22 protein-coding genes are annotated in these 25259 nt (G+C 65.2%); 11 read left to right on the top strand and 11 right to left on the bottom strand.

Features of this window, described 5'->3' with window-relative positions; genetic code table 11:
- Window positions 1–42 precede the first annotated feature (42 nt).
- The 4 genes from L6639_RS38885 to L6639_RS38900 all read left to right on the top strand — a co-directional run bounded on the left by L6639_RS38885 (window position 43) and on the right by L6639_RS38900 (window position 4074).
- A complete protein-coding gene (locus L6639_RS38885; RefSeq protein WP_237866688.1) occupies window positions 43–468 on the top strand; it encodes a hypothetical protein in 426 nt (141 codons plus the stop codon).
- Between the two features lie 60 nt (window positions 469–528).
- Window positions 529–1128 (top strand): hypothetical protein, encoded by a 600-nt coding sequence (locus L6639_RS38890; protein WP_237866689.1) that lies wholly within the window; start codon window positions 529–531, stop codon window positions 1126–1128.
- A gap of 231 nt (window positions 1129–1359) precedes the next feature.
- On the top strand, window positions 1360–3525 hold the full coding sequence (locus tag L6639_RS38895) for an anthranilate synthase component I (RefSeq protein ID WP_237866690.1): 2166 nt from the start codon (window positions 1360–1362) through the stop codon (window positions 3523–3525).
- Between the two features lie 9 nt (window positions 3526–3534).
- Window positions 3535–4074 (top strand): adenine phosphoribosyltransferase, encoded by a 540-nt coding sequence (locus L6639_RS38900; protein WP_011085277.1) that lies wholly within the window; start codon window positions 3535–3537, stop codon window positions 4072–4074.
- A 17-nt stretch (window positions 4075–4091) separates the two neighbouring features.
- Here L6639_RS38900 and L6639_RS38905 read toward each other — a convergent pair whose 3' ends face one another.
- The 9 genes from L6639_RS38905 to L6639_RS38945 all read right to left on the bottom strand — a co-directional run bounded on the left by L6639_RS38905 (window position 4092) and on the right by L6639_RS38945 (window position 14315).
- On the bottom strand, window positions 4092–4424 hold the full coding sequence (locus L6639_RS38905; RefSeq protein WP_237866693.1) for a GIY-YIG nuclease family protein: 333 nt from the start codon (window positions 4422–4424) through the stop codon (window positions 4092–4094).
- 143 nt (window positions 4425–4567) lie between these two features.
- Window positions 4568–5236 (bottom strand): hypothetical protein, encoded by a 669-nt coding sequence (locus L6639_RS38910; RefSeq protein ID WP_237866694.1) that lies wholly within the window; start codon window positions 5234–5236, stop codon window positions 4568–4570.
- 60 nt (window positions 5237–5296) lie between these two features.
- Window positions 5297–6049 (bottom strand): P-loop NTPase family protein, encoded by a 753-nt coding sequence (locus tag L6639_RS38915; RefSeq protein WP_237866696.1) that lies wholly within the window; start codon window positions 6047–6049, stop codon window positions 5297–5299.
- Window positions 6050–6257: 208 nt separating this feature from the next.
- Window positions 6258–7514, bottom strand: coding sequence for a M48 family metallopeptidase (locus L6639_RS38920; RefSeq protein WP_237866698.1), 1257 nt, complete (start codon window positions 7512–7514; stop codon window positions 6258–6260).
- 31 nt (window positions 7515–7545) lie between these two features.
- Window positions 7546–8106 carry a LemA family protein gene (locus L6639_RS38925; RefSeq protein ID WP_237866699.1) on the bottom strand — a complete coding sequence of 187 codons (561 nt, stop codon included), beginning with the start codon at window positions 8104–8106 and terminating at the stop codon, window positions 7546–7548.
- Between the two features lie 135 nt (window positions 8107–8241).
- Window positions 8242–9222 (bottom strand): small ribosomal subunit Rsm22 family protein, encoded by a 981-nt coding sequence (locus tag L6639_RS38930; RefSeq protein ID WP_237866769.1) that lies wholly within the window; start codon window positions 9220–9222, stop codon window positions 8242–8244.
- A gap of 131 nt (window positions 9223–9353) precedes the next feature.
- On the bottom strand, window positions 9354–12818 hold the full coding sequence (smc, locus tag L6639_RS38935; protein WP_237866705.1) for a chromosome segregation protein SMC: 3465 nt from the start codon (window positions 12816–12818) through the stop codon (window positions 9354–9356).
- Between the two features lie 216 nt (window positions 12819–13034).
- A complete protein-coding gene (locus L6639_RS38940) occupies window positions 13035–13691 on the bottom strand; it encodes a DsbA family protein (protein WP_237866708.1) in 657 nt (218 codons plus the stop codon).
- Between the two features lie 132 nt (window positions 13692–13823).
- Window positions 13824–14315: a DUF721 domain-containing protein gene (locus L6639_RS38945; protein WP_237866709.1), complete on the bottom strand. Its 492-nt coding sequence runs from the start codon at window positions 14313–14315 to the stop codon at window positions 13824–13826.
- Window positions 14316–14437: 122 nt separating this feature from the next.
- Here L6639_RS38945 and mutY point away from each other — a divergent pair, with 122 nt between their 5' ends.
- Both mutY and L6639_RS38955 read left to right on the top strand, forming a co-directional pair.
- Complete coding sequence (mutY, locus tag L6639_RS38950; RefSeq protein WP_237866770.1) at window positions 14438–15538, top strand: A/G-specific adenine glycosylase; 1101 nt, start codon at window positions 14438–14440, stop codon at window positions 15536–15538.
- A gap of 197 nt (window positions 15539–15735) precedes the next feature.
- Complete coding sequence (locus L6639_RS38955; protein ID WP_237866711.1) at window positions 15736–16161, top strand: PaaI family thioesterase; 426 nt, start codon at window positions 15736–15738, stop codon at window positions 16159–16161.
- A gap of 71 nt (window positions 16162–16232) precedes the next feature.
- Here L6639_RS38955 and L6639_RS38960 read toward each other — a convergent pair whose 3' ends face one another.
- Window positions 16233–17510, bottom strand: a complete 1278-nt coding sequence (locus tag L6639_RS38960) for a flavin-dependent oxidoreductase (protein WP_237866712.1) — start codon at window positions 17508–17510, stop codon at window positions 16233–16235.
- Between the two features lie 129 nt (window positions 17511–17639).
- Here L6639_RS38960 and L6639_RS38965 point away from each other — a divergent pair, with 129 nt between their 5' ends.
- The gene (locus L6639_RS38965; protein ID WP_237866713.1) at window positions 17640–18260 is read left to right on the top strand and encodes a glutathione S-transferase family protein; all 621 of its coding nucleotides are present in this window, start codon (window positions 17640–17642) and stop codon (window positions 18258–18260) included.
- Window positions 18261–18331: 71 nt separating this feature from the next.
- Here the strand turns inward: L6639_RS38965 and L6639_RS38970 are convergent, their stop codons facing one another.
- Complete coding sequence (locus tag L6639_RS38970) at window positions 18332–19249, bottom strand: LysR family transcriptional regulator (RefSeq protein WP_237866714.1); 918 nt, start codon at window positions 19247–19249, stop codon at window positions 18332–18334.
- A gap of 90 nt (window positions 19250–19339) precedes the next feature.
- On the opposite strand from L6639_RS38970, the gene L6639_RS38975 reads away from it, so the two are divergent.
- The 4 genes from L6639_RS38975 (at window position 19340) to L6639_RS38990 (ending at window position 25257) form a co-directional block, all read left to right on the top strand.
- Complete coding sequence (locus L6639_RS38975; RefSeq protein WP_237866718.1) at window positions 19340–19786, top strand: nuclear transport factor 2 family protein; 447 nt, start codon at window positions 19340–19342, stop codon at window positions 19784–19786.
- 111 nt (window positions 19787–19897) lie between these two features.
- Window positions 19898–20482 (top strand): biliverdin-producing heme oxygenase, encoded by a 585-nt coding sequence (locus tag L6639_RS38980; protein ID WP_237866720.1) that lies wholly within the window; start codon window positions 19898–19900, stop codon window positions 20480–20482.
- Complete coding sequence (locus L6639_RS38985; protein ID WP_237866721.1) at window positions 20479–23022, top strand: HWE histidine kinase domain-containing protein; 2544 nt, start codon at window positions 20479–20481, stop codon at window positions 23020–23022. The genes L6639_RS38980 and L6639_RS38985 overlap by 4 nt, the downstream gene beginning before the upstream one ends.
- A 225-nt stretch (window positions 23023–23247) precedes the next feature.
- Window positions 23248–25257, top strand: coding sequence for a methyl-accepting chemotaxis protein (locus tag L6639_RS38990; protein WP_237866722.1), 2010 nt, complete (start codon window positions 23248–23250; stop codon window positions 25255–25257).
- Window positions 25258–25259 lie beyond the last annotated feature (2 nt).

Consider the following 25259-nt stretch of genomic DNA (forward strand, 5'->3'; position numbering starts at 1 on the left):
CCCTGCCGCGTCGGAGCCAACACGTTGGCGCCGAGTATCCCTATGAAAATCTGCCTGATCGCATCCTTGTTCGTCGCCGGCCTTGCGGCGCCCTGCTGGGCGAAAGAGCCTGCATGCAACGGGCCGGAATTCCAGACATTCCGAACTGATTTCGAGAGCGCCGCGAACGCGAACGACAAGACGCGCATCGTCAAGCTGATCTCCTTCCCCGTCGAGTACTGGTCGGCGGAAGGCAAGCACGACGTTCAGAGCGGGCCGGTCAAGAGCGAGGCCGAATTTCTGCAGCGTTACGACACGTTGTTCACGCCTGCCATGCGCAAGCACCTGCACACCGCAAAGCTGCTATCGCTGCCCGACGGTCGCTGCGCACTGACTTGGCATGATACGAATTCCGAATTCACGTTTGAATTCCGATATGCCCCCGAGAGCGGGTTTCGAGCAATCGGATATGAGGTCGGAGCCTACTAGGACGACGCCATGCAGGGCGTGCGGAGAGTTGGTATCGCACGTTCTTGCGGGAGTGAGGCCATGCTTCATAAATTTACGTTCGTCCGCGCCGCGCGGTGGATCTTTGCTCTGTGCTGTTGGTTGGTCGCAGCGCAGGCTCAGGCCGAGCCGGCATTCGTGACCATTGAGGGCGACCTTAAGAGTATCGCCTGGTGGGTTCTTGCCGACTTCCATCCGTTCACAACGGAGGTTCGCGGTCTTCCCGTCAGGGAGATAAGAAAGAACTGGTGCAAGGCCACTGAATTCCGCAAAGACCTCATTCCAAGGGAATTGCTCTTCGAGGGTGGTACGGATGCGATGGCAGCCGCCAACATGTCCTTCGCCGTTGAGGGGCGCTTCGATGGTACGGCGCCCAAGCAGGTCGCGTTGGTCGGCGTCTTCGAGGAGTGCACAGGTCAAAAGGGCAGGTTTATTCTCATCCTGGATCAATCGGCGGAAGGGAAGCCAAAGATCCGGTTCGTGAATGCCGTGCGGACGGATCACCAATTCGGTGCCCTGCAGAAGGGGGACGACAACAGCATCGTGGCCTGGGCCTGTATGGAGTGCGATAACTTCGCGGTCCTGAAATGGGACCGGAAGAAGCGCAAATTCGACTGGCGGCCTGGCCCGGCCGAGCAATAGCCCAAAAGCCGGCGACCGAAGGCGGCGGCTCTTGACGCCGTCCCCGGGCCATGGTGAGTATCCGGCCCATGAGCACCGCAGCCCGCCCATCCCGTCGTTGGTGGCGCACCTCCTAAGAGGTGGCCGGTGCGATTTATTCTCCCAAAATCGTCAGAGGTCGCCAGCACAGCGCGGCGGCCTGATCGTTTGTCCTGTGTGGCGTTCCCTCGGCAAGTTTCGTAAGAGGACCACATGAACAGGACAGTCTTCGCCCTTCCACCCAGAAGCGATTATGTCACCCGCGGCGGTCTTGCGATCACGCGCGTGGCCGAGCAGTTTACCGGTCACGCCAACCGGCTCGACGACCTCATCAACCTGCTCGACCGCCGCCGCGGCGTGGTGCTGTCCTCGGGCACGACCGTGCCGGGCCGTTACGAGAGCTTTGACCTCGGCTTCTCCGATCCGCCGCTCAAGCTCGAGACCGTCGGCACCGATTTCAGGCTGGAGGCACTCAACACGCGTGGCGAGGTGTTGATCGCCTTCCTCGCTGACGTCCTGCGCGAGCCCTGCGTCGTGATCTCCGAGAAGACCACGACGCGTCTTGCCGGCCATATCATCCGCGGCGATGCGCCAGTCGAGGAAGACCAGCGCACGCGGCGCGCCAGCGTGATGTCGCTGGTGCGCGACATCATCGCCGCTTTCTACGCCAATGACGACGGGCTGCTCGGCCTGTTCGGCGCCTTCGCCTACGACCTCGTCTTCCAGATCGAGGACCTCGTGCAGAAGCGTGCGCGCGAGAATGACCAGCGCGACATCGTGCTTTATGTCCCCGATCGCCTGCTGGCCTATGACCGCGCCACCGGGCGCGGCGTCGTGCTCTCCTACGATTTCGCCTGGAAGGGCAAGTTCACCGAAGGCCTGCCGCGCGAGACGGCCGAGAGTCCGTATGTGAAGACGGATCGCCAGGGCTTTGCCGATCACGCGCCCGGCGAATATCAGGCGACGGTCGAGACCGCGCGTGCCGCCTTTGCCCGCGGCGATCTATTCGAGGCCGTGCCGGGCCAGCTCTTTGCCGAGCCCTGCGAGCGCTCGCCGGCCGAAGTGTTCCAGCGCCTCTGCGTCATCAACCCGTCGCCCTACGGCGCGCTGATGAATCTCGGTGATGGCGAATTCCTTGTCTCCGCGTCGCCGGAAATGTTCGTGCGCTCCGACGGACGCCGCGTCGAGACCTGCCCGATATCAGGGACGATCGCGCGCGGCACCGACGCGATCGGCGATGCCGAGCAGATCCGCCAGCTCCTGAACTCGGAGAAGGACGAGTTCGAGCTCAACATGTGCACCGACGTCGATCGCAACGACAAGGCGCGTGTCTGCGTGCCCGGCACGATCAAGGTGCTGGCGCGCCGGCAGATCGAGACCTATTCGAAGCTGTTCCACACCGTCGATCACGTCGAAGGCATGCTGCGCCCCGGTTTCGATGCGCTCGATGCCTTTCTCACCCATGCTTGGGCTGTCACCGTGACAGGTGCGCCAAAACTGTGGGCGATGCAGTTCGTCGAGGACCATGAGCGCTCGCCGCGGCGCTGGTATGCCGGCGCGATCGGCGCGGTGAATTTCGACGGCAGCATCAACACCGGCCTCACCATCCGCACCATCCGCATGAAGGATGGCCTGGCTGAAGTGCGCGTCGGCGCCACCTGTCTGTTCGATTCCGATCCGGCTGCGGAAGATCGCGAATGCCAGGTCAAGGCCGCAGCGCTGTTCCAGGCGCTCCGCGGCGATCCGCCGAAGCCGCTGTCGAGCTTTGCTCCTGATGCGACCGGTTCGGGCAAGCGCGTGCTGTTGATCGATCACGACGACAGCTTTGTGCATATGCTCGCCGATTACTTCCGTCAGGTGGGCGCGAGCGTCACCGTGGTCCGCTATGTGCATGCGCTCGACATGCTCAAGCAGAAGAGGTGGGATTTGCTGGTGCTGTCGCCAGGGCCAGGCCGCCCGGAGGATTTCGGGATCAAGAAAACCATCGACGCGGCGCTGGAGAACAAGCTGCCGGTGTTCGGCGTCTGCCTCGGCGTGCAGGCGATTGGCGAATATTTTGGCGGCGAGCTCGGCCAGCTCACCCATCCCGCGCACGGACGGCCCTCGCGGGTGCAGGTGCGCGGCGGGCGCCTGATGCGCAATCTGCCGAACGAGATCGTCATTGGCCGCTATCACTCGCTCTTTGTCGAGCGCGACAGCATGCCGGATGTGCTTAGCGTCACCGCCAGCACCGAGGACGGCGTTGCCATGGCGCTGGAGCACAAGACCCTGCCGGTCGCCGGCGTGCAATTCCACCCGGAATCGCTGATGTCGCTCGGCGGCGAGGTGGGCTTGCGAATTGTTGAGAATGCGTTCCGGCTGGATGCGCCGGTCAATTGAGAGGCACCAATGACCTTTGACCACGATTTGAAGGCGAGCGTCCGCACCATCCCCGACTATCCGAAGCCGGGGATCATGTTCCGCGACATCACGACCTTGCTCGCGGATGCGCGCGCCTTCCGCCGCGCGGTCGACGAGCTCGTCAATCCCTGGGCCGGCAACAAGATCGACAAGGTCGCCGGCATGGAAGCGCGCGGCTTCATCATCGGCGGCGCGGTGGCCCATCAGCTCTCGGCCGGTTTCGTGCCGATCCGCAAGAAGGGCAAGCTGCCGCACACCACCGTACGGATCGCCTATTCGCTGGAATACGGCATCGACGAGATGGAGATGCATGTCGACGCGATCCAGCCCGGTGAGCGCGTCATCCTGGTCGACGATCTCATCGCCACCGGCGGCACCGCGGAGGGCGCGGTGAAGCTGCTGCGCCAGATCGGCGCCAATGTGGTCGCGGCCTGCTTCATCATCGACCTGCCCGAGCTCGGCGGCGCCGCCAAGCTGCGCGCCATGGACGTGCCGGTGCGCACGCTGATGACGTTCGAGGGGCACTGATGCGCCGCTGAGGCGGTTTAGATCGCCTCTGCCTTCAGCTTCGCCTGCCAATGCAGCGCGCGCTCCTTCAGCAGCGCGTTCCGGACATAAGCGCTCTCCTCATCCTCCAGCCGCTCGCATTCGCCGAAGGTCAGTCCAGCCTCGCCATGCGCGTTCCAGGCAGCTTGAAGGCTGCGGCAGGGGTGGCCGCCCTGGCGCAGCGTGAACCAGATGCGGTTCTGGATGGTCTCGAGGTTCGGGGCCTGGCCGACCCAGGCCTCGCCGGAGGCTGCGCAGCGGACGACGAAAATGCCGACAACGGTCTTCCGCTCCTTGTAGGCGGCGATGGCTGCTTTCCGGTCGATGGTCACGGGAGGGCCTTGCTGAGGGATGCTGTTGTGCAGCCCCAATAGCGGCAAGGACGCGCGGCGTCAATATTACCCGGATAAAATATTCAGCCCTCGTGGTCGTCATTCCGGGTTCGCGACTTCGTCGCGCCCCGGAATGACGCCTCTCAGGACCGTTGCAGGATCAGGCTGAGCTCAAGCTCCCGAAAGGCGAGGTAGTTGCGCCGGATCCACTGATGCAGCTCGGTCGAGGAATCCTTCTCCTGGCGCAGATAGCCGGTGAAGGAGAAGCTCAGCCGGTCGATATAGGTCTTGAGGAAGCCGGGCAGCGCGGGAAGGCGGACCAGCCGGCCGCCTCCCATCGCGGGCGGCAGCTCGCCACGGATGACGAACTCGTTGTCGACGGTGATCAGGTTCATCCGCGGGATCTGCTGGCGCAGCATCTCGTGGGCACGGGCCGAAACGCGGTCGGTGTCGGCGACGAACAGGATCTGTGGTGCGACATGCCGGCGTGCCGCTTCCTTCAGCAGGCCGATCTCGTCGGTCATCTTGAAGAATTCGTCGAAGGCGTGGAAGCCAAGGTCGATCACCTTGGCAAGACCGTCGTCGACGATGACGCGATCCATCAGCTGCATCTTGCCGTAGGTATCGATCACGTCGGCGGTCTCGGTCACCTTCGGCAGGTAGTCGAGCAGCGACGGCTCCTTCAGATTGACGTCGAAGGCCGCGACATTGCCGTTCTTGAGCAGCAGGAATTCGCTCAATAGCCGCGCCAGCAGCGTCTTGCCGACCTGCGGGCGGGGCGAGCAGATGATGTAGAGGGGCGTCGCGGGCATCACGCTATTATCTGAGCGAACTCACCGCTCAATCCAGCCGTATCAGCCCGGCCTTCGCAACTATTTTTCGCTGTTGCGGGTCACCGGTTTCGACCCGACGATGTCGGTCAGGCGGATCCGGTCGAACTCGCTCCAGACATTGGCCAGCCAGTGCCGGACATAGCCGCGCAGCACGAAGGAATAGTTCGCAGCCTCGTCGTGGATGCCCTTGTTGGCCACGAATTTCAGGAACGGGACCGAGGAGACCTCGACCTGCTCATAGGCCATTTCGTTCAGCTTCGGGATGGTCAGCTCGGTCGCGTCCTTGATGCGGTGGAAGTAGGAATTGTAGGTCGCCTGGTCCCACTGGAAGAACTGGGTGTCGTTAATGAAGTTCTTCACCAGGAAGTATTTTGCGCCGGTCATGAAGCCCGCCGTCTCGGCGATCTCGTCCAGCGAGGCGATCGAGGGTCCCAGGATGTGGAACACCGCGAAGGTGATCTGGCCGGCCTTGGCGGCGTCGAGGAAACCGATGTCGCGCAGCGAGGCCAGCGCCGGCGACAGCAGGCCGGCGCGGACGTCGATCACGGTGACGGACGGGCTTGTCGCGTTGAGCGTATCGAAGATCTTCATCTGATCAGCCGTCGTCGTCATGTCGACGATCTCGGTGATATCAGGGTGGAAACGCTTCAGCGTTCCCCGCGGCGACTCCGTGTCGAACGCGCGCGTCGGCACGTTGTTGGCTGAGAAATAATCGAGCAGGGTGCGCGATACCGTGGTCTTGCCGACCCCGCCCTTGTCCGCGCCCACCACAACCACTGCCGGCTTTGCCATTGCTGTCCCCTAACGCGAGCCCCCGATCGCGAGGTCGCGATCGGCCGGGCCCCAAATCGATGTCCCAAGGATGGTCCCGAGTCTGCTGTTGGGCGCGAACATGGCAGAAACAAGGGAGAATTCAAATCTCTGGCGCAGCCCAGCGGCAATTCCCGGAGTTTTTCCCAAAGGCCGTGAAACCGGCTGCAAGGCGTGACGAATTGCTCGCTTAATGGCGGCCCCAAGGACCCAAAGGATTACCTATGGGATTGCCCAGAGGGCCGAGCGGATTACCGGCAGCGGTTCCGGCAGGGCTCGGCGCGGGCACGGGCGGCGGACCGGGCGGGTTGCCTGCATCATTCCAAGGGCCATGCGGGACCGGAGGAGGGGCGTTTTGCTGATCGGCTTGTGCCTCGGGCTCGTCGGTCTCGGGTTGGTCCGTCTCTTCACCGGGCGGCGGCAGCGGACCGGGATCATGGCCGCCGGCGAATTTGACCAGCGCGTCGACGCGGGACTGTACCGAGGGGTGGGTCGCGAACAGATCGGAAAAGCCTTCGCGCGGATTATCGAGGCACAGCTCCATCACCGCCGAGGTCGCGCCCGGCAATTCGCCGCGGCCTTCGATCTTGCGCAGAGCCGAGATCATGGCATCAGGGTTTTTCGTCAATTCGACCGAGCCGGCATCGGCAAGATATTCGCGCGAGCGCGACAGCGCGAGCTTGACCACTTGCGAGACCAGCCAGGCCACCACGATCAGCACGACCGCGATGATGATGACGATGATCGCGCCGCCGCCGGAATTCTTGTTGTCGCTCGACGAGGAGGACGAGCGGGACGATGAGGAGGAGCCCGACCACCACGATCCGCCACCGGAACTCCAGCTCAAATTGGTGAACAAGCGGAAGAACAATTCGCCGAAAAAGCCGACCACGCCGGCGATGATCACGGCGACCACCATCAGCTGCACGTCGCCGTTCCTGATGTGGGTCAGTTCGTGGCCCAGCACCGCCTCGATCTCCTGGTCGTTCAGCGCCTTCAGGAGACCGGTGGTGACGGTGACGGCATATTGCCGCGGATTGAGGCCGGTCGCGAACGCGTTCAGCGCCGGGCTTTCCATGATCTTCAGCTTCGGCATGGTGATGCCGCGCGAGATGCAGAGATTTTCCAGGAGATTGTAGAGCCGCGGCTCCTCCTGGCGGGTGACGTCGTGCCCGCCGGTTACCGCATCGATCATCGACTGATGGAAGAAATAGGCGATGACGATCCAGGCAATCGCCCCAGCCGTCGCAAAGGGAAAGGCGACGATGAGATCGTGGAAGCCCCGGTTCAGATAATAGGCGACGGTCTCATTGCCGTTGGTGACGACCTCGGCGACAAGCGCGCCGGCAAAGACCAGCACATAGACCAGCGCGAACAGACCGCCGAGCAGCAGCATCGAACGAAACTTGTTCGAGGCGATGTGCGTGTAGAGACCATACGCGGCCATGACGCGCGCCCTGCCGGCTTGTCGGCTCAGATCAGAACTTCACCTGAGGCGCTGCCTCGACCTCGGTGCGGCTGGTGCCGAGATCGAAGAAGTCCTTCTTGGTGAAACCGAACATGCCGGCGAACAAAGCGGCGGGCATCTGCTGGATGCCGGTGTTGTATTCCTGGACCGCGTTGTTGAAGAAGCGGCGGCTTGCTGCGATCTTGTTCTCGAGGTCGGAGAGCTCGCTCGCAAGCTGCTGGAAGTTGGCGTTGGCCTTGAGGTCCGGATACGCCTCCGACAGCGCAATCAGCCGGCCGAGCGCGCCGGAGAGCTGGTTCTCGGCGGCGGACACTTGCGCCGGTCCCTGCGCCGACATCGCCGAATTGCGCGCCTTGATGACGTCGTCGAGCGTGCCGCGCTCGTGCGAGGCGTAGCCCTTCACCGTCTCGACCAGGTTCGGGATCAGGTCATGACGCTGCTTGAGCTGCACGTCGACATCAGCAAAGGCCTGGCCGACGCGCTGACCCAGCGCCACCAGCCGGTTGTAGGCGCTGAAGGCCAAGAACACGAGAACGATGATGACGCCGAGAACGATCCAGCCGGTCGACATGGAGAACTCCTGAAACGAAATTGGAGCGGACAGCCTAAACTAAAATGGAGCCGGGGGAGAGCCCCGCGCGGAGGGAAGGTATGACTTGGTCGGATCGGGGGCCATCCGAGTTCAAGGGAAAAGCGGGGGACGAGGTTAACTTTCGGACAGGACGGTATCGCCCCAGCGCCAGCGCCGGGCGCTGGCATAGCCAGCCTTGTCGCGTCGCGGGACCTTGGCGAGTTCGAGACCTTCCTCGGTGCACAGTTTGGCCGTGACCTCGACCTTGCCGACCTCCGGTGGCGCCAGCACGCGTGCGGTGCGGGCTGCGGGGGGCGTGCGGGTCAACGCGACGTAGATGAAGCGTTCGTCCTCGAACGGCACGTCGGCGCCCTTGATCTGGCGGTGCGCCTGAGAGCGCGGCAGACGCTGGTTGAAATGGCACCAATCGGGTGCCACGAGCGGGCAAGGCTTTTCGTGCGGGCAGGGCGCGGCGACGAAGGCGCCTGCCGCGATCAGTTGCTGGCGCAGCGCGAGAATGCGGGCATAACCGGCAGGCGTGCCGGGCTCGATCACGACCAGTGCGTGGCGCGCTTTGGCCCACATTGTCTCCACGAGCTTGCTCTGGTCGCTCTCGCCGAGCTCGCCAATGATGTAGCTCGCGACGACAAGATCGGCCTGCGAGACCTCAGCGAGGTTGGTGGCAGCATCTCCCGGCAAATAGCGGCAATTGGCGAGGCGCGAGCTGTCGCGCGCGAGGTCGAGCGCGAGGCGGCTCAAGGTGGAGTTGGCGTCGAGCAGGGTGAAATCCTGCAGCGAGGCGAATGCTTCGGCGGCGGCCCAGCTCGCGGTGCCCGGACCTGCGCCGACGTCGAGCAATGTTTCCGGGGCGAAGTCGGGCGCGATCTCGGCCAGCGCACTCAGGCTTGCGGCGACCGCCGCATAGGTCGCCGGCATCCGCGCCAGCGCATAGGCGAGCGCATCCGCTTCCGACTTGATCGTGCCGGAGCCGCCGCCGGCACGATACGTCGTCGAGATCTTCCGTGAGCGCTGGGCAGCGTCGGTGCGGGAGAATCCCTGCAGCCTGGCGTCGAGCGCGGCCTTGAGTTCGGCGGGGAGGTTGGGTGAGATCATCATCCGCGGCCATGCCCCGCGCAGGCGGGGCATCCAGTATTCCGAGACAGTGCCGTTAAACCGAGAAGGCGCGGCGTACTGGATCATCCGCCTTCACGGATGATGACGTCAATGGGTGTGGAACGCGCGCAGTGTCACGCCACGTTCTGGTCGAGAATGTCCACGGCCTCGGCCAGGCTCACCGAAACGAGCTGGGAGACGCCGCGCTCGGCCATGGTGACGCCGAACAGCCGGTTCATCCGCGCCATCGTGATCGGGTTGTGCGTGATGATGATGAAGCGCGTGTCGGTCGAGCCGGTCATTTCGTGCAGCAAGTTGCAGTACCGTTCGACGTTGTGGTCGTCGAGCGGCGCGTCGACTTCGTCCAGCACGCAGATCGGCGAGGGGTTGGTCAAGAACACCGCGAAGATCAGCGCCATCGCGGTCAGCGCCTGCTCGCCGCCCGAGAGCAGCGACAGCGTCTGCGGCTTCTTGCCGGGGGGCTTGGCGATGATTTCGAGACCGGCTTCCAGCGGGTCGTCGCTCTCGATCAGGTGCAGCGCGGCTTCACCGCCGCCGAACAGCTCGACGAACAGGCGCTTGAAGTGGTTGTTGACGACCTCGAACGAGGTCAAGAGGCGCTCGCGCGCTTCCTTGTTGAGGCTCTGGATGCCCTGGCGCAGCCGCTTGATGGCTTCGACCAGGTCGTCGCGTTCGGTGACGAGGCCGGTGTGCTGGGTCTCGACCTCGCGCAGCTCTTCCTCCGCGCGCAAATTGACGGCGCCCAGGCGCTCGCGGTCGCGGCGCATCTTCTCGAGGTCTTCCTCGATGTCGTGCAGCGGCGGCAGCTCCGCGCCGGGCTCGATCTCGGCAAGACCGGCGACGGCCTGCGGCTCGACTTCCAGCATGTCGCGGATCTCGCGCTCGATGTCTTCGAGCCGGCGCCGGGAGCCTTCCATGCGCTCTTCTGCGCGGGCGGTGGCCTCGCGCGCGCTGGACAGCGCTTCCAGCGTCAGCTTGGCGACGCGATCGGTTTCGGCCATCGCGGTCTCGGCGGTGGCGAGCGCGTCGGCGGCCATGCGGCGGTCGTTCTCGGCGTATTCGATCTCGGTGATCAGCGCGCTGCGCTTCTCGGCGAACACGGCGGGCGCGTTCTCGAGTTCGCTGCGCTCGATCGTGAGCTCGGCAATACGGGCCTGGATGGTGTCGATGTGGGAGGCCGCGCTTTCCTTGCGGTTCGCCCACTCGGTGCGCTCGGCGAGGATCGCCTGGACGCGGCGGTCGGCCAGTTCAGCCTCGCGCGCCAGCGCCTGCGCCTCGGCGCGGACCTGGGCGGCGATGCGGCGATGGTTTTCGATGTCGCTGCGGACGGCGGCCAGACGCGTCTCGGTGTCCTCGCTCGACGGCAGCTCGCTGATGCCGGCCTCGGCATATTCGTAGGCAGCCTCGGCCTCGGCGCGGTCGGCGGCAAGACGGCTATGCGCTTCCGACAGCGTCGCCTTGCGGGCGGCGTGGCGGCTGATCTCGCGTTCGGCCGCGGCATGGCGCTCGCGCGCGACGTTCAGCTCGCGCTGCGCCGCTCGCATGGCTTCGCGGCTGGCGCCTTCGGTGCTGGCCGCCATCTGCAATTCGGACTCGGCATTCTCCAGCGCCTGGCGCTTGATCTGCGCATCGATGCGGGCCTGCTCCAGCTCGTTCTCGATGTCGACGAGACGGGCGCGTTCGGCGAGGCGCCGTGCGGCGCCGGTCGGGGCGTGCGCGGCGGCGACGAAACCGTCCCAGCGCCAGACGTCGCCCTCGGGCGAGACCAGCCGCTGGCCGGTCTTGAGCTGTGAGACCAGCTCGGCCCCGCGCTCGCGCGGCACCACGCCGATCTGCGCCAGGCGGCGCGTCAGCTCGGCCGGCGCCTGAACGTGGTTGGCGAGCGGGGTGACGCCTTCGGGGAGTTCCGGATCGCCCTCGGCGTGTCCGACATTGGTCCAGCGCATCGGCGCCGAGGGATCGATCGGCGCATCGAGATCGTCGCCGAGCGCAGCGCCAATCGCCTTTTCAAAACCCTTGTCGACGGTGATGCCGTCGATGATCGGCGGCCACAGATTCTTGGTCTCGCCGTTGACGATCTTGGAAATCGTGCGTGCCTCGGTATCGAGGCGCTGCACGCGCTTGTCGGCTTCGACCAGCGGCGAGCGCGAGGATTCCAGTGTCTGGCGTGCGGCGACATGCGCAGCCTCGCTCGCTTGAGCTGCGGCTTCCGAAGCCGCCAGCGTCTGCTCGGCGGTCTCGACCGCGGCGGTCAGCTCTTCGAGGTCGCCGAAGCCGCCGGTGTCGGCAGCGAGCTTCTGCTCTTCAGCCGTGACATTCGCGATCTCCTGGTCGAGACGGGCGAGCTTGTCGCGGTGGGTGCGGACGTTGGCTTCGAGCTGATTGCGTTTGGCGGTGAGGTCGGCGAGCGCGGTGGTGAGCTCGGCGAATTGCTGCTCGGTCTCGGTCAGCACCGCCTCGGCCTCGCCGACGCGCTCGTCGACGCCGGAGCGCTTCTCGACGCGCGACTTGATCTCTTCCTTCAGCTCGGCGTCTTCGGTGTCGAGCCGCTGCAGCGCGACGTCGGCGTCCATGGTCTGCTGCTGAGCACGGGAAATGTCGCCTTCGAACTGGGCGAGACGGCGCTCGAGCTCGGCGACGCGCTCCTTGGCGCGCTCTTCCTCGCGGTCGAGCAGCTCGCGGGCATTGGTCAGGCGCTGGAGGCCGGCGGCGGCGCGCGCCTCGGCATCGCGCAGCGCCGGCATTTCGGCGGCGCGGATCGCCTGGATGCGGGCGGCCTCGGCCTGGTGCTGGGTGCGCTCGGCCATCTCTCGCACGGCGAGATCGTGAGTCTGGCCGGATTCATTGACGTCGGCATGGGCGCCGATCCAGCGCAGATGAAACAGCGTGGCCTCGGCCTTGCGGACCTTGGCCGCGACCTCGCGATAGCGCACGGCCTGGCGGGCCTGCTTCTTCAGGCCTTCCATTTGCCCTGCGAGCTGGCCGATCACGTCCTCGACGCGGGTGAGGTTGGTCTCGGCCGCCTTCAGCCGCAGCTCGGCCTCGTGGCGGCGGGCGTGCAGACCGGCAACGCCGGCGGCGTCTTCCAGCACGCGGCGGCGCTGCTCGGGCTTGGCCTGGATGATCTCGCCGATCTTGCCCTGGTGGACGAGGGCCGGCGAGCGCGCGCCGGTGGCGGCGTCCGCGAACAGGATCTGCACGTCGCGGGCGCGCACGTCGCGGCCGTTGATGCGATAGACCGAGCCGGCCTCGCGCTCGATGCGACGGGAGATTTCCAGCAACTGGCTGTCGTTCATCGCCGCCGGCGCGGTGCGATCGGCGTTGTCGATCGTCATCGTCACTTCGGCGTGGTTGCGCGCCGGACGGTTGCCGGAGCCGGCGAAAATCACCGCGTCCATGTCGGCGGCGCGCAGCGACTTGTAGGAGGTTTCACCCATCGCCCAGCGCAGCGCCTCGACGAGATTCGACTTGCCGCAGCCGTTGGGTCCGACCACGCCGGTCAGGCCGGGCTCGATGACGAAGTCCGTCGGCTCAACGAAGGACTTGAATCCGTGTAGGCGCAGGCGGGTGATTTTCATAAGCACGCATCTCTGTTGGCAGGCGCGAATCCCCCTGCCGGGACAGTACCATGGAAGGCAATGTCACTCTCTGGGTGAGTCGCGCGAGGCGCCTCATGCGGCGGACAATGGCCGCGGTGCGCCGCGAGGGCAACCAGCGAAAGCCGCTTTTCCCAAGGGATTTATGCCGGGAAAGATACGGCTTTCGAGATGCGAATCAGGATCTTGACGAGCGAATCAGCTCTTCAGCAGCGGATTGATCTTCTTGGCGAACTCCTCGAACGAGGCCTCGCCCTTGATCTTCTCGCCGTTGATGAAGAAGGTCGGCGTCGAATCCACCTTCAGAACGTCGCTGGCGTATTTCTGGTCGGCGGCGATCTTGTCGAGCAACGCCTGGTCCTTCAGGCAGGCTTCCACCTGCTGCTGGGTGAGGCCGGCCTGCTTGCCGATCCGGGTCAGGGTCTCCGTGGTGTTCTTCACCACCCAGTCGTTCTGCTGGCGGAACAGCATGTCGGTGACGGCGAAGTATTTCGCGGCGTCGCCGTTGGCGATGCAGCGCGACAGCATCGAGCCGGCGGCGGCCTTGATGTCGAGCGGGAACTCGCGGAAGACGTAACGGATCTTGCCGGTGTCGATGTATTCCGACTTGATCTTGGGGAACACCTGCTCGTTGAAGGCCGCGCAGTGCGGGCAGGTCATCGAGGCAAATTCGGTGATGGTCACAGTGGCGTCCTTGGGGCCGAGCGCCATGTCGGGCAGCGACACCGGCTTGGCGACGTCACCAGCAGCCTGCGCCATTGCTTCAGAAATGAACCGCAGCGGCGAGAGCCCGGCGATCGCGGCAAGACCGGTCAGCGACAGCATCGTGGTGAAGGCGCGGCGGGTGATGATCAAGGTCGGCTCCCGAATTGGCGTGGTACCCGAGGCTGGTATGAAGGTTCCCGGGCGGCCTGTCGCTAGCTTGAAACGTGGTTTGAGGCAATGGCGAGCGGCAGGGACAGGTCCAGAATAGCCAGGGAATGAGGCTCAATTTCGCTTGATGGCGGCCCCAAGCCGCGCCAGCGCCGTCTTCAATTCTTCATCTTCGATGTCCCCCAGGCCTTCCGCCACCTTGGCGACCAGCTTGGGGTCCGGCGGGCTGGGCGGCACCGGGCGCCGGGGCCGCGACAGGGGGGCCTGGCGGAAGGCGAGTTTGCCGACTGCGCTCCAGCCGAAAAAGCGGTTGACCCGCTCCAGGATCACATCGGCCGAGTGCTGGATTTCCAGTGCCATCGGCCCCTCGACCCGCAGCACCAGCGTCGCCGGCTCCTGCGGCTGGCCCTCGACCGGCCGGGGCCATTGCATCTTCAAGGGCTCGGCATGCGCCGCGATCTCGGGTCCCGCGATCTGCGCCCACCGCGTCACCAGCTCGCGCGCCGCAAAGCCCTGCTTGGCATAGGCCTCGGCAAAGACGTCGTTGAGCAGGATCCCGAGCGGCTTGGCGCTGATGGGGCCGGGTTTGGGTGGGAATTTGGCCATGGCGCCTTATAGCACCCCAACTCACGGCCCGCAGGCTTCTCGCAACGAAGAAAGACGTGGATGCCCGCGACGAGCGCGGGCATGACGTGGAGACATCGGCGCGAGGCCGCTACAGTGAGACCATGAGCCCGAAATCTGCCCTTAAGGCCAAGTCGGAACCAATTCAGTCGGTAGGTTCGGCGCGTCCAACGCTGCTGCTCGCCTGGTACGATCGCCACCGCCGCAGGCTGCCTTGGCGCGCGGCACCCGGGGAGACGTCGGATCCATATCGCGTCTGGCTGTCGGAGATCATGCTGCAGCAGACCACGGTGAAAGCGGTCGGGCCCTATTTCGAAAAATTCGTCGCGCGCTGGCCTGATGTCACGGCGCTCGGGAGTGCGTCTCTTGATGACGTGCTGCGGATGTGGGCCGGGCTCGGCTATTATTCGCGCGCGCGCAATCTCCATGCCTGCGCGGTCGCGGTGATGCGCCAACATGGCGGCTCCTTTCCCGACACAGAAGAAGGTCTGCGCGCACTGCCGGGCATTGGTCCCTACACCGCGGCCGCGATCGCGGCGATCGCGTTCGATCGTCACACCATGCCGGTCGACGGCAATATCGAGCGCGTGGTGTCGCGCCTGTATGCGGTCGAGGATGAGCTGCCGCAGGCCAAGCCGCTGATCCAGCAACTGGCTGCGACGCTGCTGGCCAACTCACGCGCCGGCGACAGTGCCCAGGCCCTGATGGATCTGGGCGCCTCGATCTGCACGCCGAAGAAGCCGGCCTGCTCGCTATGCCCGTTGAACGAGGATTGCGCGGCGCGCGCACAGGGCACGCAGGAGACGTTTCCGCGCAAGGCGCCGAAGAAGAGCGGGACCCTGCGGCGCGGTGCCGCCTTCGTCGTCACGCGCGGGGAGGAGCTGCTGGTTCGCTCAAGGCCCGAAAAAGGCTTGCTCGGCGGCATGACCGAAGTGCCGGGTTCGGACTGGCTTGCGGGGCAAGAGGACGCGACGGCGAAGCAGCAGGCGCCCGATATCAAGGGGCTGTCGCGCTGGCAACGCAAGGTCGGCGTGGTCACCCACGTGTTCACGCACTTTCCGCTGGAGCTCGTGGTCTACACCGCGAAGGCCGAAGCCCGCACGCGCGCGCCTGCGGGCATGCGCTGGGTGCCGATCGCGACGCTGGCCGACGAAGCGCTGCCGAACGTCATGCGCAAGGTGATTGCGCACGCGCTGGAGCGCTAAAGCATGATCCGGAAAAGTGCGAAGCGGTTTTCCCTCGCGACAAACGCGGAACGCGTTTGCGCGGAGATCATGCTCAAACAATAACCTAAAGCGCGATGACGATTTATCCTAATCTCATCGCGCTTTAGCGGCCTATCCTGCTGACACCAGCCTGGCAGCAGGCCTGCGTTATCTGTTGCAAGACAACGGAGGTTCGCATGGTCACGACCGCGCTCGACAATTTTCCAAGGCCACCCTGCGCCGAGCTGTTGGGCTGGCGCCTGCTCGACGCGAAACCTGACGAGGGCTGGATCAAGCTCGTCTTCGAAGGCAGACCCGAGTTCTGCAACCCGGCCGGTTACATCCAGGGCGGCATGCTCTCGGCCATGCTCGACGACACCATGGGACCCGCCGTCCTCGTGATGAGCGAGGGCCGGCTCTACACCACGACCATCAGCATGACCGTGAACTTTCTCAGCCCCGCAAAGCCCGGGCCGATCATCGGCGAGGCCAGGGTGACGCAGCTCGGCAAGACCATCGCATTCGTCGAGGCCAAGCTGATGGCGGAGGACGGCACGGTGCTGGCGACGGCAAGCGCAAGCGAGCGGCTGCTGGAGGCGGCGAGGGTGGTGGGCAAAGTCTAGCCGCGTACTCCACTGCCCTCTCCCGCAAGGGGCGAGGGCACAGCAATCGGCATCGCGCCCGAAGCGGAAGCTTACACCCTCGCCCGCGCGTCCTTGCTCACGATCGGTGGCTTGGCGTTCAGCGCCTCGACCTGGAAGCCCGCGACGCGCTTGTAGTTCGCGGCGATGTCCTCCAGCTCCTTCTGCGACAGCACGTCGGTGACGACCTTGTACCCATCAGGCGCGCGCTCTTCGACGAGCTGCATCACCTGCTCGGGGCCGTTCTTGCGGTTGAGCAGCACGAGGTCGGTGGTTGCAGGCCGCCGCTCGGCCTCATAGGCGAGCAGCGCTGCGGTCGTCGGGCCATGCGCCAGGATTTCGCGGGTGATGGTGCGGGCATCGAGGATCGCCTGCGAGGCGCCGTTCGAGCCGATCGGGTACATCGGATGCGCGGCGTCGCCCATCAGCGTCACCTTGCCGAACGTCCATTGCGAGACCGGATCGCGGTCGACCAGCGGATATTCGTAGGCGTGCGGGCAATTCCTGATCAGGCCGGGCACGTCGAGCCAGTCGAATGTCCAGCTCTCGAACCAGGGCAGGAACTCTTCCAGCCGCGCGGTGCGGTTATAGTCCTCGCGCCGCCACTGATAGGTCGGCGGCATGTGCCGCTCGGCGACCCAGTTGATGAGGTGGTTGCCTGCGGCGTCCGGCTCCTTCGAGATCGGGTAGCAGACGAACTTCAGGATCTCGTGGCCGGCCATGATCATGGTCCGGCCGGTGAGGAAGGCTTTTGCCGGCGTGACGCCGCGCCAGAGGATGCGGCCGTTCCAGATCGGCGGGCCTTCGTTCGGATAGAGCTTTTCGCGCGCGGCGGAATGGATGCCGTCGGCGGCGATCAGGATCGCGCCTTCATAGGTGCCTGCGGCCTTGCCGGTCGCCCTGTCGATGAAGTCGGCACGCACGCCGCCGGACGTCTCGGTCCAGCCGGTCAGGTGGTGGCTGGTCAAGATGTTGTCGCGGCCGAGCCGCTCGATTGCGGCATCGAGCAGGATCTGCTGCAGCGTGCCGCGATGGATCGAGAATTGCGGCCATTTGTAGCCGGCCTCAAGCCCGCGCGGCTCGCTCCAGATCGGCTTGCCGTGCTTGGAGAAATAGGCGAGCTCGCGGGTCCGCACGCCGCTGGCGTCCAGCCTGTCCAGCAACCCGAGCTCGATCAGCTCGCGCACCGCATGCGGTAGCACGTTGATGCCGACGCCGAGCGGCTTCAATTCCGCGACGCTCTCGAACACTTTTACGGGAACGCCGATTTGATGCAGGCTGAGCGCAAGCGTCAGCCCGCCGATGCCGCCGCCGGCGATAAGTACCGTCATGACAAGATCCCCTCCGATTGTGGGCGTCTTGGCACAGGCGGGCGGATGTGGGCAACTGCGAAGAGGATGTCGTGCTATAGACCTCGGGGGCAACAGCCGTTAGTTTCCAGCCTTCCCATGAGGTCCGACATGCTCAAACTCTACTACGCCACCGGCACCTGCGCGCTCGCCACTTACATGACCCTGGAGGAGGCTGGCGCCGACTACACGGCTGAGCGGCTGAGCTTCAAGGACAATCAGCAGAACAGCGCGGCCTATCTCGCCATCAACCCGAAGGGGCGCGTCCCGGCCCTGGTAACCGACCGCGGCGTCCTGACCGAGACGCCGGCGATGCTGGCCTATATCGCGCAAACCTTCCCGAAGGCGAAACTCGCGCCGCTCGACGATCCCTTCGATTTCGCGCAGGTGCAGTCGTTCAATTCCTATCTCTGCTCGACCGTGCACATCAATCACGCCCACAAGATGCGCGGCGCGCGCTGGGCGACGCAGGAGAGCTCGTTTGCCGACATGAAGGCGATGGTGCCGAAGACCATGGGCGCCTGCTTCGCCCTGATCGAACAGAGGATGTTCAAGGGGCCGTGGGTGATGGGCGATCAGTTCACAATCTGCGATCCCTATCTCCACACTCTCTCGCACTGGCTCGAAGGCGATAGCGTCGACATCAACGCCACGCCGAAGATCGCCGACCATTTCAAGCGGATGATGGATCGCCCCGCGATCCGCAAGGTGATGGACGCGCAGAAGGCGTAACCGGATCCCGGATCGGCGCGCGCTTGGGGCGCGCTTGTCCGGGACGACACCGAGTTTGACGAAGCCGCTTCTTACCCGGCTTTCCGCTTCTCCAGCTCCCGCCCCGTCTCCAGCATCAACCGCCGCAACCAGATCGAGCCCGGGTCCATCTGCGCCCGCGTCGGATAGAACATGAACTGCTCGTCGATTCCGGGATCGAGCGGTGGCGTGATCGTGACGAGGCCGAACTGTTTTGACAGCGCCGCGATCAGCCGCCGCGGCACGAAGGCGACGAGGTCGGTCCGGGCGGCGACGTGCAGCGCTTCGAGATAGCCTGGCACCACCAGCGAAATGTGCCGCTCGATGCCTTTGCTGCGCAGCCAGGTGTCGATCAGGTCTTCGGGCTGGCCGCGGATGATCACGCCGACATGGCGCGCGGCGAGGAAGGCGTCGCGTCGCTTCAGCTTGGCGCCCATGGGATGGCCGCGCCGCACCGCGAGCGCGTCGCTATCGGTGTAGAGCAGCTGGCGATGGAAACCCTTGAAGGCGTTGCCGATCGAGATCACGAGGTCGATGGTGCGGGCGAACTCGGCGTGAAAGATCGCCGGTCCCCGCCATGGCACGACGTCGATGCGAACGTTGGGCGCAAGGCGCGTGACCTTCTCCATCAAAGGCGGCATCAATAGCTCGACGGCGAGATCGGGCATCATCAGGCGAAATGACCGCTCGCTGCGCGCGGCGTCGAATTCCTCGGGCACGAACAGCCCGCGGACCTGATCCAGCGCCTGCGCCAGCGGCGCGCGCAGGGCTTGCGCCCGCGGCGTCAGCTCCATCCGTGCGCCGGTTCGTACCAGCAGCGGGTCGCCGAAGATATCGCGCAGCCGCTGAAGAGCGTGGCTGGTGGCTGGCTGCGACAGTCCGATGCGCATGGCGGCACGGCTGACATTGGCCTCGCGCAGCAGGGCGTCGAGCGCGTTGAGGAGATTAAGGTCGAGCGAATTCAAATTCATGAGGTGAATAGATATCATATTCATTATCGATTTGAAGAATTCTCATCAAGCGGCGATGTTCTCCGTGTTGCCATGAAAGGAGATGCCGCCATGAGCGCGAGCGCCAATAAGAAACTGATGCAGGACATTTTCGCCGCCGCCGCCAGCCCCGACCCCGACGTCCGCGATCGATCGCTGTTCACCGCAAGCCTTGCCGACGACGCCAAATGGATCGTCACCGGCCAGTATTCCTGGTCGCGCACCTTCACGGGCAAGGACGCGATCCTCAACGATCTGCACGGCTATGTACGCACCCGCCTGCGCGACCGCACGCGCACGGTCGCCGAGCGCTTCATCGCCGATGGCGACATCGTCGTGGTCGAGGCCAAGGGCGACAACGTCACGCCCGAAGGCGTGCGTTACGACAACGACTATTGCCTCGTCTTCCGGTTCGCGGACGGCAAGATCAAGGAGATCCGCGAGTACTGCGATTCCGTGCTGACCGAGAAAGCGCTCGGGCTTTTCCCGCAATCGGCTCGGAACGCCGCGACCGGCTAGAAGAATGCCGGCCCGAGCGGTCCGGAACCGGGCGGGAACATTTTGGTCCCGCCCGCGTTCGTTCGTCTCCGGGGCAATCGCGCGCCGGCTTTGCGCGCGTTTGGGAATTTCATGCTGGATGGGGCTTCGGACGTATCAATACAGGCAGGACGAAGCTTTCCCGGACTCCGTGAACGATTGAGAGACGCGACGGCTGCGGCACATCACGAACTCGACGCGCAGATGTCGGCGTTCGATCTCACCGTGCTCTCCGGCTATCGACGCTTTCTCCAGGCCAGCGCGGGCGCTCTGTTGCCGCTCGAAGCTGCGCTCGTGGATGCCGGAGTCGCCAGACATTTTCCGGACTGGCCGGAGCGGGCGCGCAGCGCCGCAATCGCGGCCGATCTCGACCGGCTCGGCCGGAAGGCGCATGCCACCGTGTCGGTGCCGCCGCTGACACAGAGTGGCGTGATCGGCACCATGTACGTGCTGGAGGGCTCCCGGCTCGGTGCAAAATTCCTGCTGAAGGCCGTCGCGGATGCGGCTGATCCGCGCATCGGGCAGGCCACTGCCTATCTCAGCCACGGCACCGGCAAGCGGCTGTGGCAGAGTTTTCTGGCGAAGCTCGCACGCGAAGAAGCCTGCGACGAGGACGAGGCGATCGCGGCGGCGCGCAGCGCCTTTGCTGCCTTCGAGCGGGCGGCGGATCGCGCATGAACGAGGCGGTCAATCTCACCAATTGCGATCGCGAGCCGATCCACATTCCCGGCAATGTGCAGCCGTTCGGCTTCCTGCTGACGCTGCTGTCGGACTTCACGATCTGCATGGCGTCGGACAATGCCGGCAGCTTTCTCGGCGGCGACGTCACCGATCTGCTGCAGCAGCCGCTCGCAAGAGTCTTCTCCGCAGCCGCGATCGAGACCATCCGCAGCCGCGTCGATCAGCTGGGCGGTCCTGATTCGACCGAACGCGTGTTCGGCGTCGAGCTCCAGCCGGGCAAGCCGCTTTACGATCTATCGATCCATTTTTCCGGCGCGTATGTGGTCGTCGAGGCCGAGCCCAGCGTCGTCGAGGCGGGTGTCAATTCGGGCGAGCTGGTGCGGCTGATGCTGGAGCGCATCCGCAAGACCCGCGGCATGGCTGAGCTAGCCCGCGAAGCGGCGCGCCAGCTTAAAGTTCTGACCGGCTTCGACCGCGTCATGGTCTATCAATTTCACCCGGACGGATCGGGCGAGGTGATCGCGGAGGCTGCGGAAGCAGGCCTCGAGAAATTTCTCGGCCTGCATTACCCGGCCTCCGACATCCCCAGGCAGGCCCGCATCCTCTATCAGCGCAACTGGCTGCGCATCATCGCCGACATCAACGCCAGGCCGGCCGCATTGCTGTCGACCGCAGCGCACAATGCGGGGCTGCTCGATCTGTCCATGAGCGTGCTGCGCGCTGTGTCGCCGATCCATATCGAATATCTGCGCAACATGGGCGTCAGCGCCTCGATGTCTGTGTCGATCCTGCGCGACGGCAAGCTGTGGGGGCTGTTCGCCTGCCACCATTATTCGCCGCGCTACATCTCGTTCGAGAAGCGGACGGCGTCCGAGCTGTTCGGGCAGATGTTCTCCTGGATCGTGGAAGGGCGCGAGCGCGAGGGTGATATGGCCTACGAGGCCAACGCCCAGAAGATCCAGGAGGGGTTAATCGAGATCGCCGGCACGCACGAGCATAGCCGGCGTGCGATCGTCGACTTCGTCGGCGATTACCGCAAGATGATCGCCTGCGATGGCGTCGCGGTCTGGTCCGACAACAGGATCACGCTCGACGGCGAGACGCCGACGGAGGACGAGGTCAAGGACCTCGTCGCTTTCATCAACCGGACTTCGCCGGGCCGCATCTGTGCCAGCGCGGAGATCGCAAAGCTCTATGCGGCCGGCGAGGTGTTTCGTGACCGCGCCGCCGGCTTCCTCGCCATTCCGATCTCGCGCACGCCGCGCGACTGCCTGATTTTTTTCCGGCGCGAGGTGGTGCGTTCGGTGAACTGGGCGGGCGCGCCCGACAAGGTCTACGAGGAAGGCCCGAACGGGCCGCGCCTGACGCCGCGCAAGAGCTTTGAGCTCTGGCAGGAGACGGTCGCGGGCCAGTCCAAGCCGTGGTCGGCGGCCGACATCCGCATCGCCGAGAGCCTGCGCGTCACGCTGCTCGAAGTGATCCTGCAACTGTCCGACCTTGCGGCGCGCGAGCGCCGCGGCGCCCAGGAGCGGCAGGAGCTGATGATTGCCGAGCTCAATCATCGCGTCCGCAACATCCTGAGCCTGGTGCGTGCGCTGGTGGCGCAAAGCAAGGACACCGCAAGAAATGTGGACGAGTTCGCCAGCGTGCTCGGCGGTCGCATCCAGGCGCTCGCGCGCGCACACGACCAGATCACCAATCTGAACTGGGCGCCGGTGGCGCTGCGGACGCTGCTGGAATCCGAGGCCGGGGCCTATCTCGGCTCCCGCGCCGATCGCGTGAAGATCGACGGACCCGACGTTGCGCTCGATCCCAAGGCGTTCGCGACGCTGGCGCTCGTCGTCCACGAGATGATGACGAACTCCGCCAAATACGGCGCGCTCGCCGATTCCACCGGCCAGGTCGAGGTGATCTGGCGGGTCGACCCGAATTCGAGCCTCGAGATCGAGTGGAAGGAGAGCGGCGGTCCGCCGGTGCAGCCGCCGTCGCGCCGCGGTTTCGGCACCACCATCATCGAGCGTTCCGTCCCGTTCGACCTCAAGGGCGAAGCCGAAATCCGCTTCGACCTGCTCGGCGTGCAGGCGAGGTTCGTGATCCCGCCGAACTTCGTCGAGCTGGTGCCGTCAATCGCAGGAGCCGCCATGCGCATCGAGGAACAGCAGCCCGCCCGTCCCCGCATCTCCGACACCGCCCTGATCGTCGAGGACAATCTCATCATCGCCATGGCGGCGGAGGTGATCCTGCTCGATCTCGGGGCGCGGCATGTCGATACGGCGGCGAGCGTCGACCAGGCGATGCGCGCGATCGAGCGCACGCGCCCGAGCTTTGCGCTGCTAGACCTCAATCTCGGCAGTGAGAGCAGCATCAAGGTGGCCTTGAGGCTGAAGGAGATCGGCGTGCCCTTCATCTTCGCGACCGGCTACGGCGAGCGTGCGCCGATCCCCGTCGACCTCGCCTCGGCGCCGGTGGTGCAGAAGCCGTACACGCTGGAAGTGGTCGAGAACGCGCTCGGCAAATTGCAGCAGGCGACCGCCTGATATCGTGGGTCCGGACATGCTGCGCTCGGTTCTGACCGAGAGCAGTTCCCGCAAGCCGCGGCCGGCTGATCCGCTTGTATCGAACCCTTGGCGGGCGCTTACCCCGCCGTCGCCTCGGTCCGATCAAGAAGGACACAATTAACAAGTGTGCTTCATGGTGATGCCGCGCAGCCGGAGCCGCCATGAGGGCGTTCGGCTGCCCGAATTCTTGGGGGCGGCATCACCATGCGGGGCATTCGTTTGAGAATCCGGGGACGTCTTTACGCCGGGTTTACGGCTCTGGCCGCGGTTGGCCTGATCATGACCGTAGTTGCCGTCTGGAACCTGTGGGCGGTCCAGGACCAGGTCGCGAAAATGTCTGCCTTCTCGGACAGTACAGCCCGCATTCGAGAGATATCGGTCCATCTCCAGGCGCTGCAGCGGGCCAATCTGCGCTACATCTATGATGCCAACGAGCCCGCCTTCAAGGAGGCCGCGGAACGGGAGGCGGCGACGATCGAGTTGCTGAAAGTCGCTTCGGCAGGGACGGCCTCCGAGGAGCGGCGCAAGATCTACGACGGCCTCGTTGCCGATATTGGCAAGCTGCAGTCGCTGCGCGAGCGCATGGGCGCCGCGGTCAAGGAGACGACGAAAGGCAAGGCCGCTCTCCTGCCGGGTGGCGAGGAACTGAATGCCAATGCCGGCAAGCTGGTCATCGCGGCGCATGGCACCCACGATGCCGAGATCACGGCGCCCGTCGCCGACCTCGAATCCAAGATCCTCCAGGCACGTCTGGCGAGCTGGCGCTTCCTCGCCATGCGCGACTCCAAGGCATCCTCGACCTTCAGAGCCAATACCGAGAGGGCGCAGCAACGGATCACGGCGCTCCAGGAGGCCACCCTGCCGGAGCAGGTCAAGTCTGCGCTCGCCCCGGTCAAGACCTCGCTTTCGTCCTACCAGGCAGCGTTCGAGGCGACCTCCGCCGCGATCCTCGCGGCCGAGGAGATTTACCGCAGCAGCATTGCGCCCCTGATCGCCGGAAGCATCGACAAGCTCAAGGTCGCGGACACGCAACTTGCGGCTGACTCCCAGAGAACGCGCACGGTCGCCGCAGGCGTGATCGCCAGCACGACCTGGATTCAGGAGGCCGCAGGCGGTCTTGCAGTCGTGTTCAGCGTCATCGTCGCCTTCCTGATCGCCCGCAGCATCGTCGGTCCGCTGGCCTCGATGACGCGCGCGATGGGCCGGCTCGCTGGCGGCGATCTCGCGGTCGAGATCCCCTCACGGGGCAAGGCGGACGAGATCGGCGACATGGCCAAGGCGATCCAGGTGTTCAAGGACAACATGATCGACACCGAGCGCATGCGTCACGAGCAGACCGAGAGCGAGGCGCGGCAGGCCGAGGACCGCAAGAAGGACATGGTCCGGCTCGCCGACCAGTTCGAGCAGGCGATCGGCGAAATCGTCGAGACCGTGTCGTCGGCCTCCGGCGAGCTCGAGGCCTCCGCCGGCACGCTGACGACGACGGCAACGCGCGCCCAGGATCTGTCGACGGAAGTCGCCTCCGCATCACAGGAAGCCTCGGCCAACGTGCAAGCCGTCGCGTCGGCGACCGAAGAGCTGTCGTCCTCGGTGAGCGAGATCGCTCGCCAGGTCCAGGAATCGGCCCGCATCGCCGGCGAAGCCGTGGAGCAGGCGAGCAAGACCAACGCCCGCGTCAGCGAGCTCTCCAGGGCGGCTGCCCGCATCGGCGACGTCGTCGAGCTGATCAGCACCATCGCCGGCCAGACCAATCTGCTGGCGCTCAACGCCACCATCGAGGCCGCGCGCGCGGGCGAGGCCGGCCGCGGCTTTGCCGTGGTCGCCTCCGAGGTCAAGGCGCTGGCCGAGCAGACCGCAAAGGCGACCGGCGAGATCGCCCAGCAGGTCTCCGGCATCCAGGCCGCGACGGAAGAGTCGGTCGGCTCCATCAGGGAGATCAGCGGCACCATCGAGCGGCTGTCGGAAATCTCCTCGACCGTTGCCGCTGCCGTGGAAGAGCAGGGCGCCGCGACGCAGGAGATCTCCCGCAACGTCCAGCAGGCCGCGCACGGAACCCAGCGCGTCTCGACCAATATCGGCGACGTCCAGCGCGGCGCGGCCGACACCGGCTCGGCCTCGTCGCAAGTTCTGTCGGCGGCGCGCTCGCTGTCGTCAGACAGCAACCGGTTGAAGACCGAGGTCGCAAAGTTCCTCGCGTCGGTCAACGCCGCCTAAAA

This window comes from Bradyrhizobium zhengyangense (assembly GCF_022012555.1).
GTDB lineage: Bacteria > Pseudomonadota > Alphaproteobacteria > Rhizobiales > Xanthobacteraceae > Bradyrhizobium > Bradyrhizobium zhengyangense.

Bases quoted from the DNA above. Each gene is read 5' to 3' on its own strand.
- L6639_RS38915 (WP_237866696.1), bottom strand. From the start codon at position 6,049: ATGGCAAAGCCGGCAGTGGTTGTGGTGGGCGCGGACAAGGGCGGGGTC.
- L6639_RS38990 (WP_237866722.1), top strand. From the start codon at position 23,248: ATGCGGGGCATTCGTTTGAGAATCCGGGGACGTCTTTACGCCGGGTTT.
- L6639_RS38885 (WP_237866688.1), top strand. From the start codon at position 43: ATGAAAATCTGCCTGATCGCATCCTTGTTCGTCGCCGGCCTTGCGGCG.
- smc (WP_237866705.1), bottom strand. From the start codon at position 12,818: ATGAAAATCACCCGCCTGCGCCTACACGGATTCAAGTCCTTCGTTGAG.
- L6639_RS38955 (WP_237866711.1), top strand. From the start codon at position 15,736: ATGGTCACGACCGCGCTCGACAATTTTCCAAGGCCACCCTGCGCCGAG.
- L6639_RS38930 (WP_237866769.1), bottom strand. From the start codon at position 9,222: ATGATGATCTCACCCAACCTCCCCGCCGAACTCAAGGCCGCGCTCGAC.
- L6639_RS38960 (WP_237866712.1), bottom strand. From the start codon at position 17,510: ATGACGGTACTTATCGCCGGCGGCGGCATCGGCGGGCTGACGCTTGCG.
- mutY (WP_237866770.1), top strand. From the start codon at position 14,438: ATGAGCCCGAAATCTGCCCTTAAGGCCAAGTCGGAACCAATTCAGTCG.
- L6639_RS38975 (WP_237866718.1), top strand. From the start codon at position 19,340: ATGAGCGCGAGCGCCAATAAGAAACTGATGCAGGACATTTTCGCCGCC.
- L6639_RS38895 (WP_237866690.1), top strand. From the start codon at position 1,360: ATGAACAGGACAGTCTTCGCCCTTCCACCCAGAAGCGATTATGTCACC.
- L6639_RS38890 (WP_237866689.1), top strand. From the start codon at position 529: ATGCTTCATAAATTTACGTTCGTCCGCGCCGCGCGGTGGATCTTTGCT.
- L6639_RS38980 (WP_237866720.1), top strand. From the start codon at position 19,898: ATGCTGGATGGGGCTTCGGACGTATCAATACAGGCAGGACGAAGCTTT.
- L6639_RS38965 (WP_237866713.1), top strand. From the start codon at position 17,640: ATGCTCAAACTCTACTACGCCACCGGCACCTGCGCGCTCGCCACTTAC.
- L6639_RS38910 (WP_237866694.1), bottom strand. From the start codon at position 5,236: ATGCCCGCGACGCCCCTCTACATCATCTGCTCGCCCCGCCCGCAGGTC.
- L6639_RS38925 (WP_237866699.1), bottom strand. From the start codon at position 8,106: ATGTCGACCGGCTGGATCGTTCTCGGCGTCATCATCGTTCTCGTGTTC.
- L6639_RS38945 (WP_237866709.1), bottom strand. From the start codon at position 14,315: ATGGCCAAATTCCCACCCAAACCCGGCCCCATCAGCGCCAAGCCGCTC.
- L6639_RS38900 (WP_011085277.1), top strand. From the start codon at position 3,535: ATGACCTTTGACCACGATTTGAAGGCGAGCGTCCGCACCATCCCCGAC.
- L6639_RS38985 (WP_237866721.1), top strand. From the start codon at position 20,479: ATGAACGAGGCGGTCAATCTCACCAATTGCGATCGCGAGCCGATCCAC.
- L6639_RS38920 (WP_237866698.1), bottom strand. From the start codon at position 7,514: ATGGCCGCGTATGGTCTCTACACGCACATCGCCTCGAACAAGTTTCGT.
- L6639_RS38970 (WP_237866714.1), bottom strand. From the start codon at position 19,249: ATGAATTTGAATTCGCTCGACCTTAATCTCCTCAACGCGCTCGACGCC.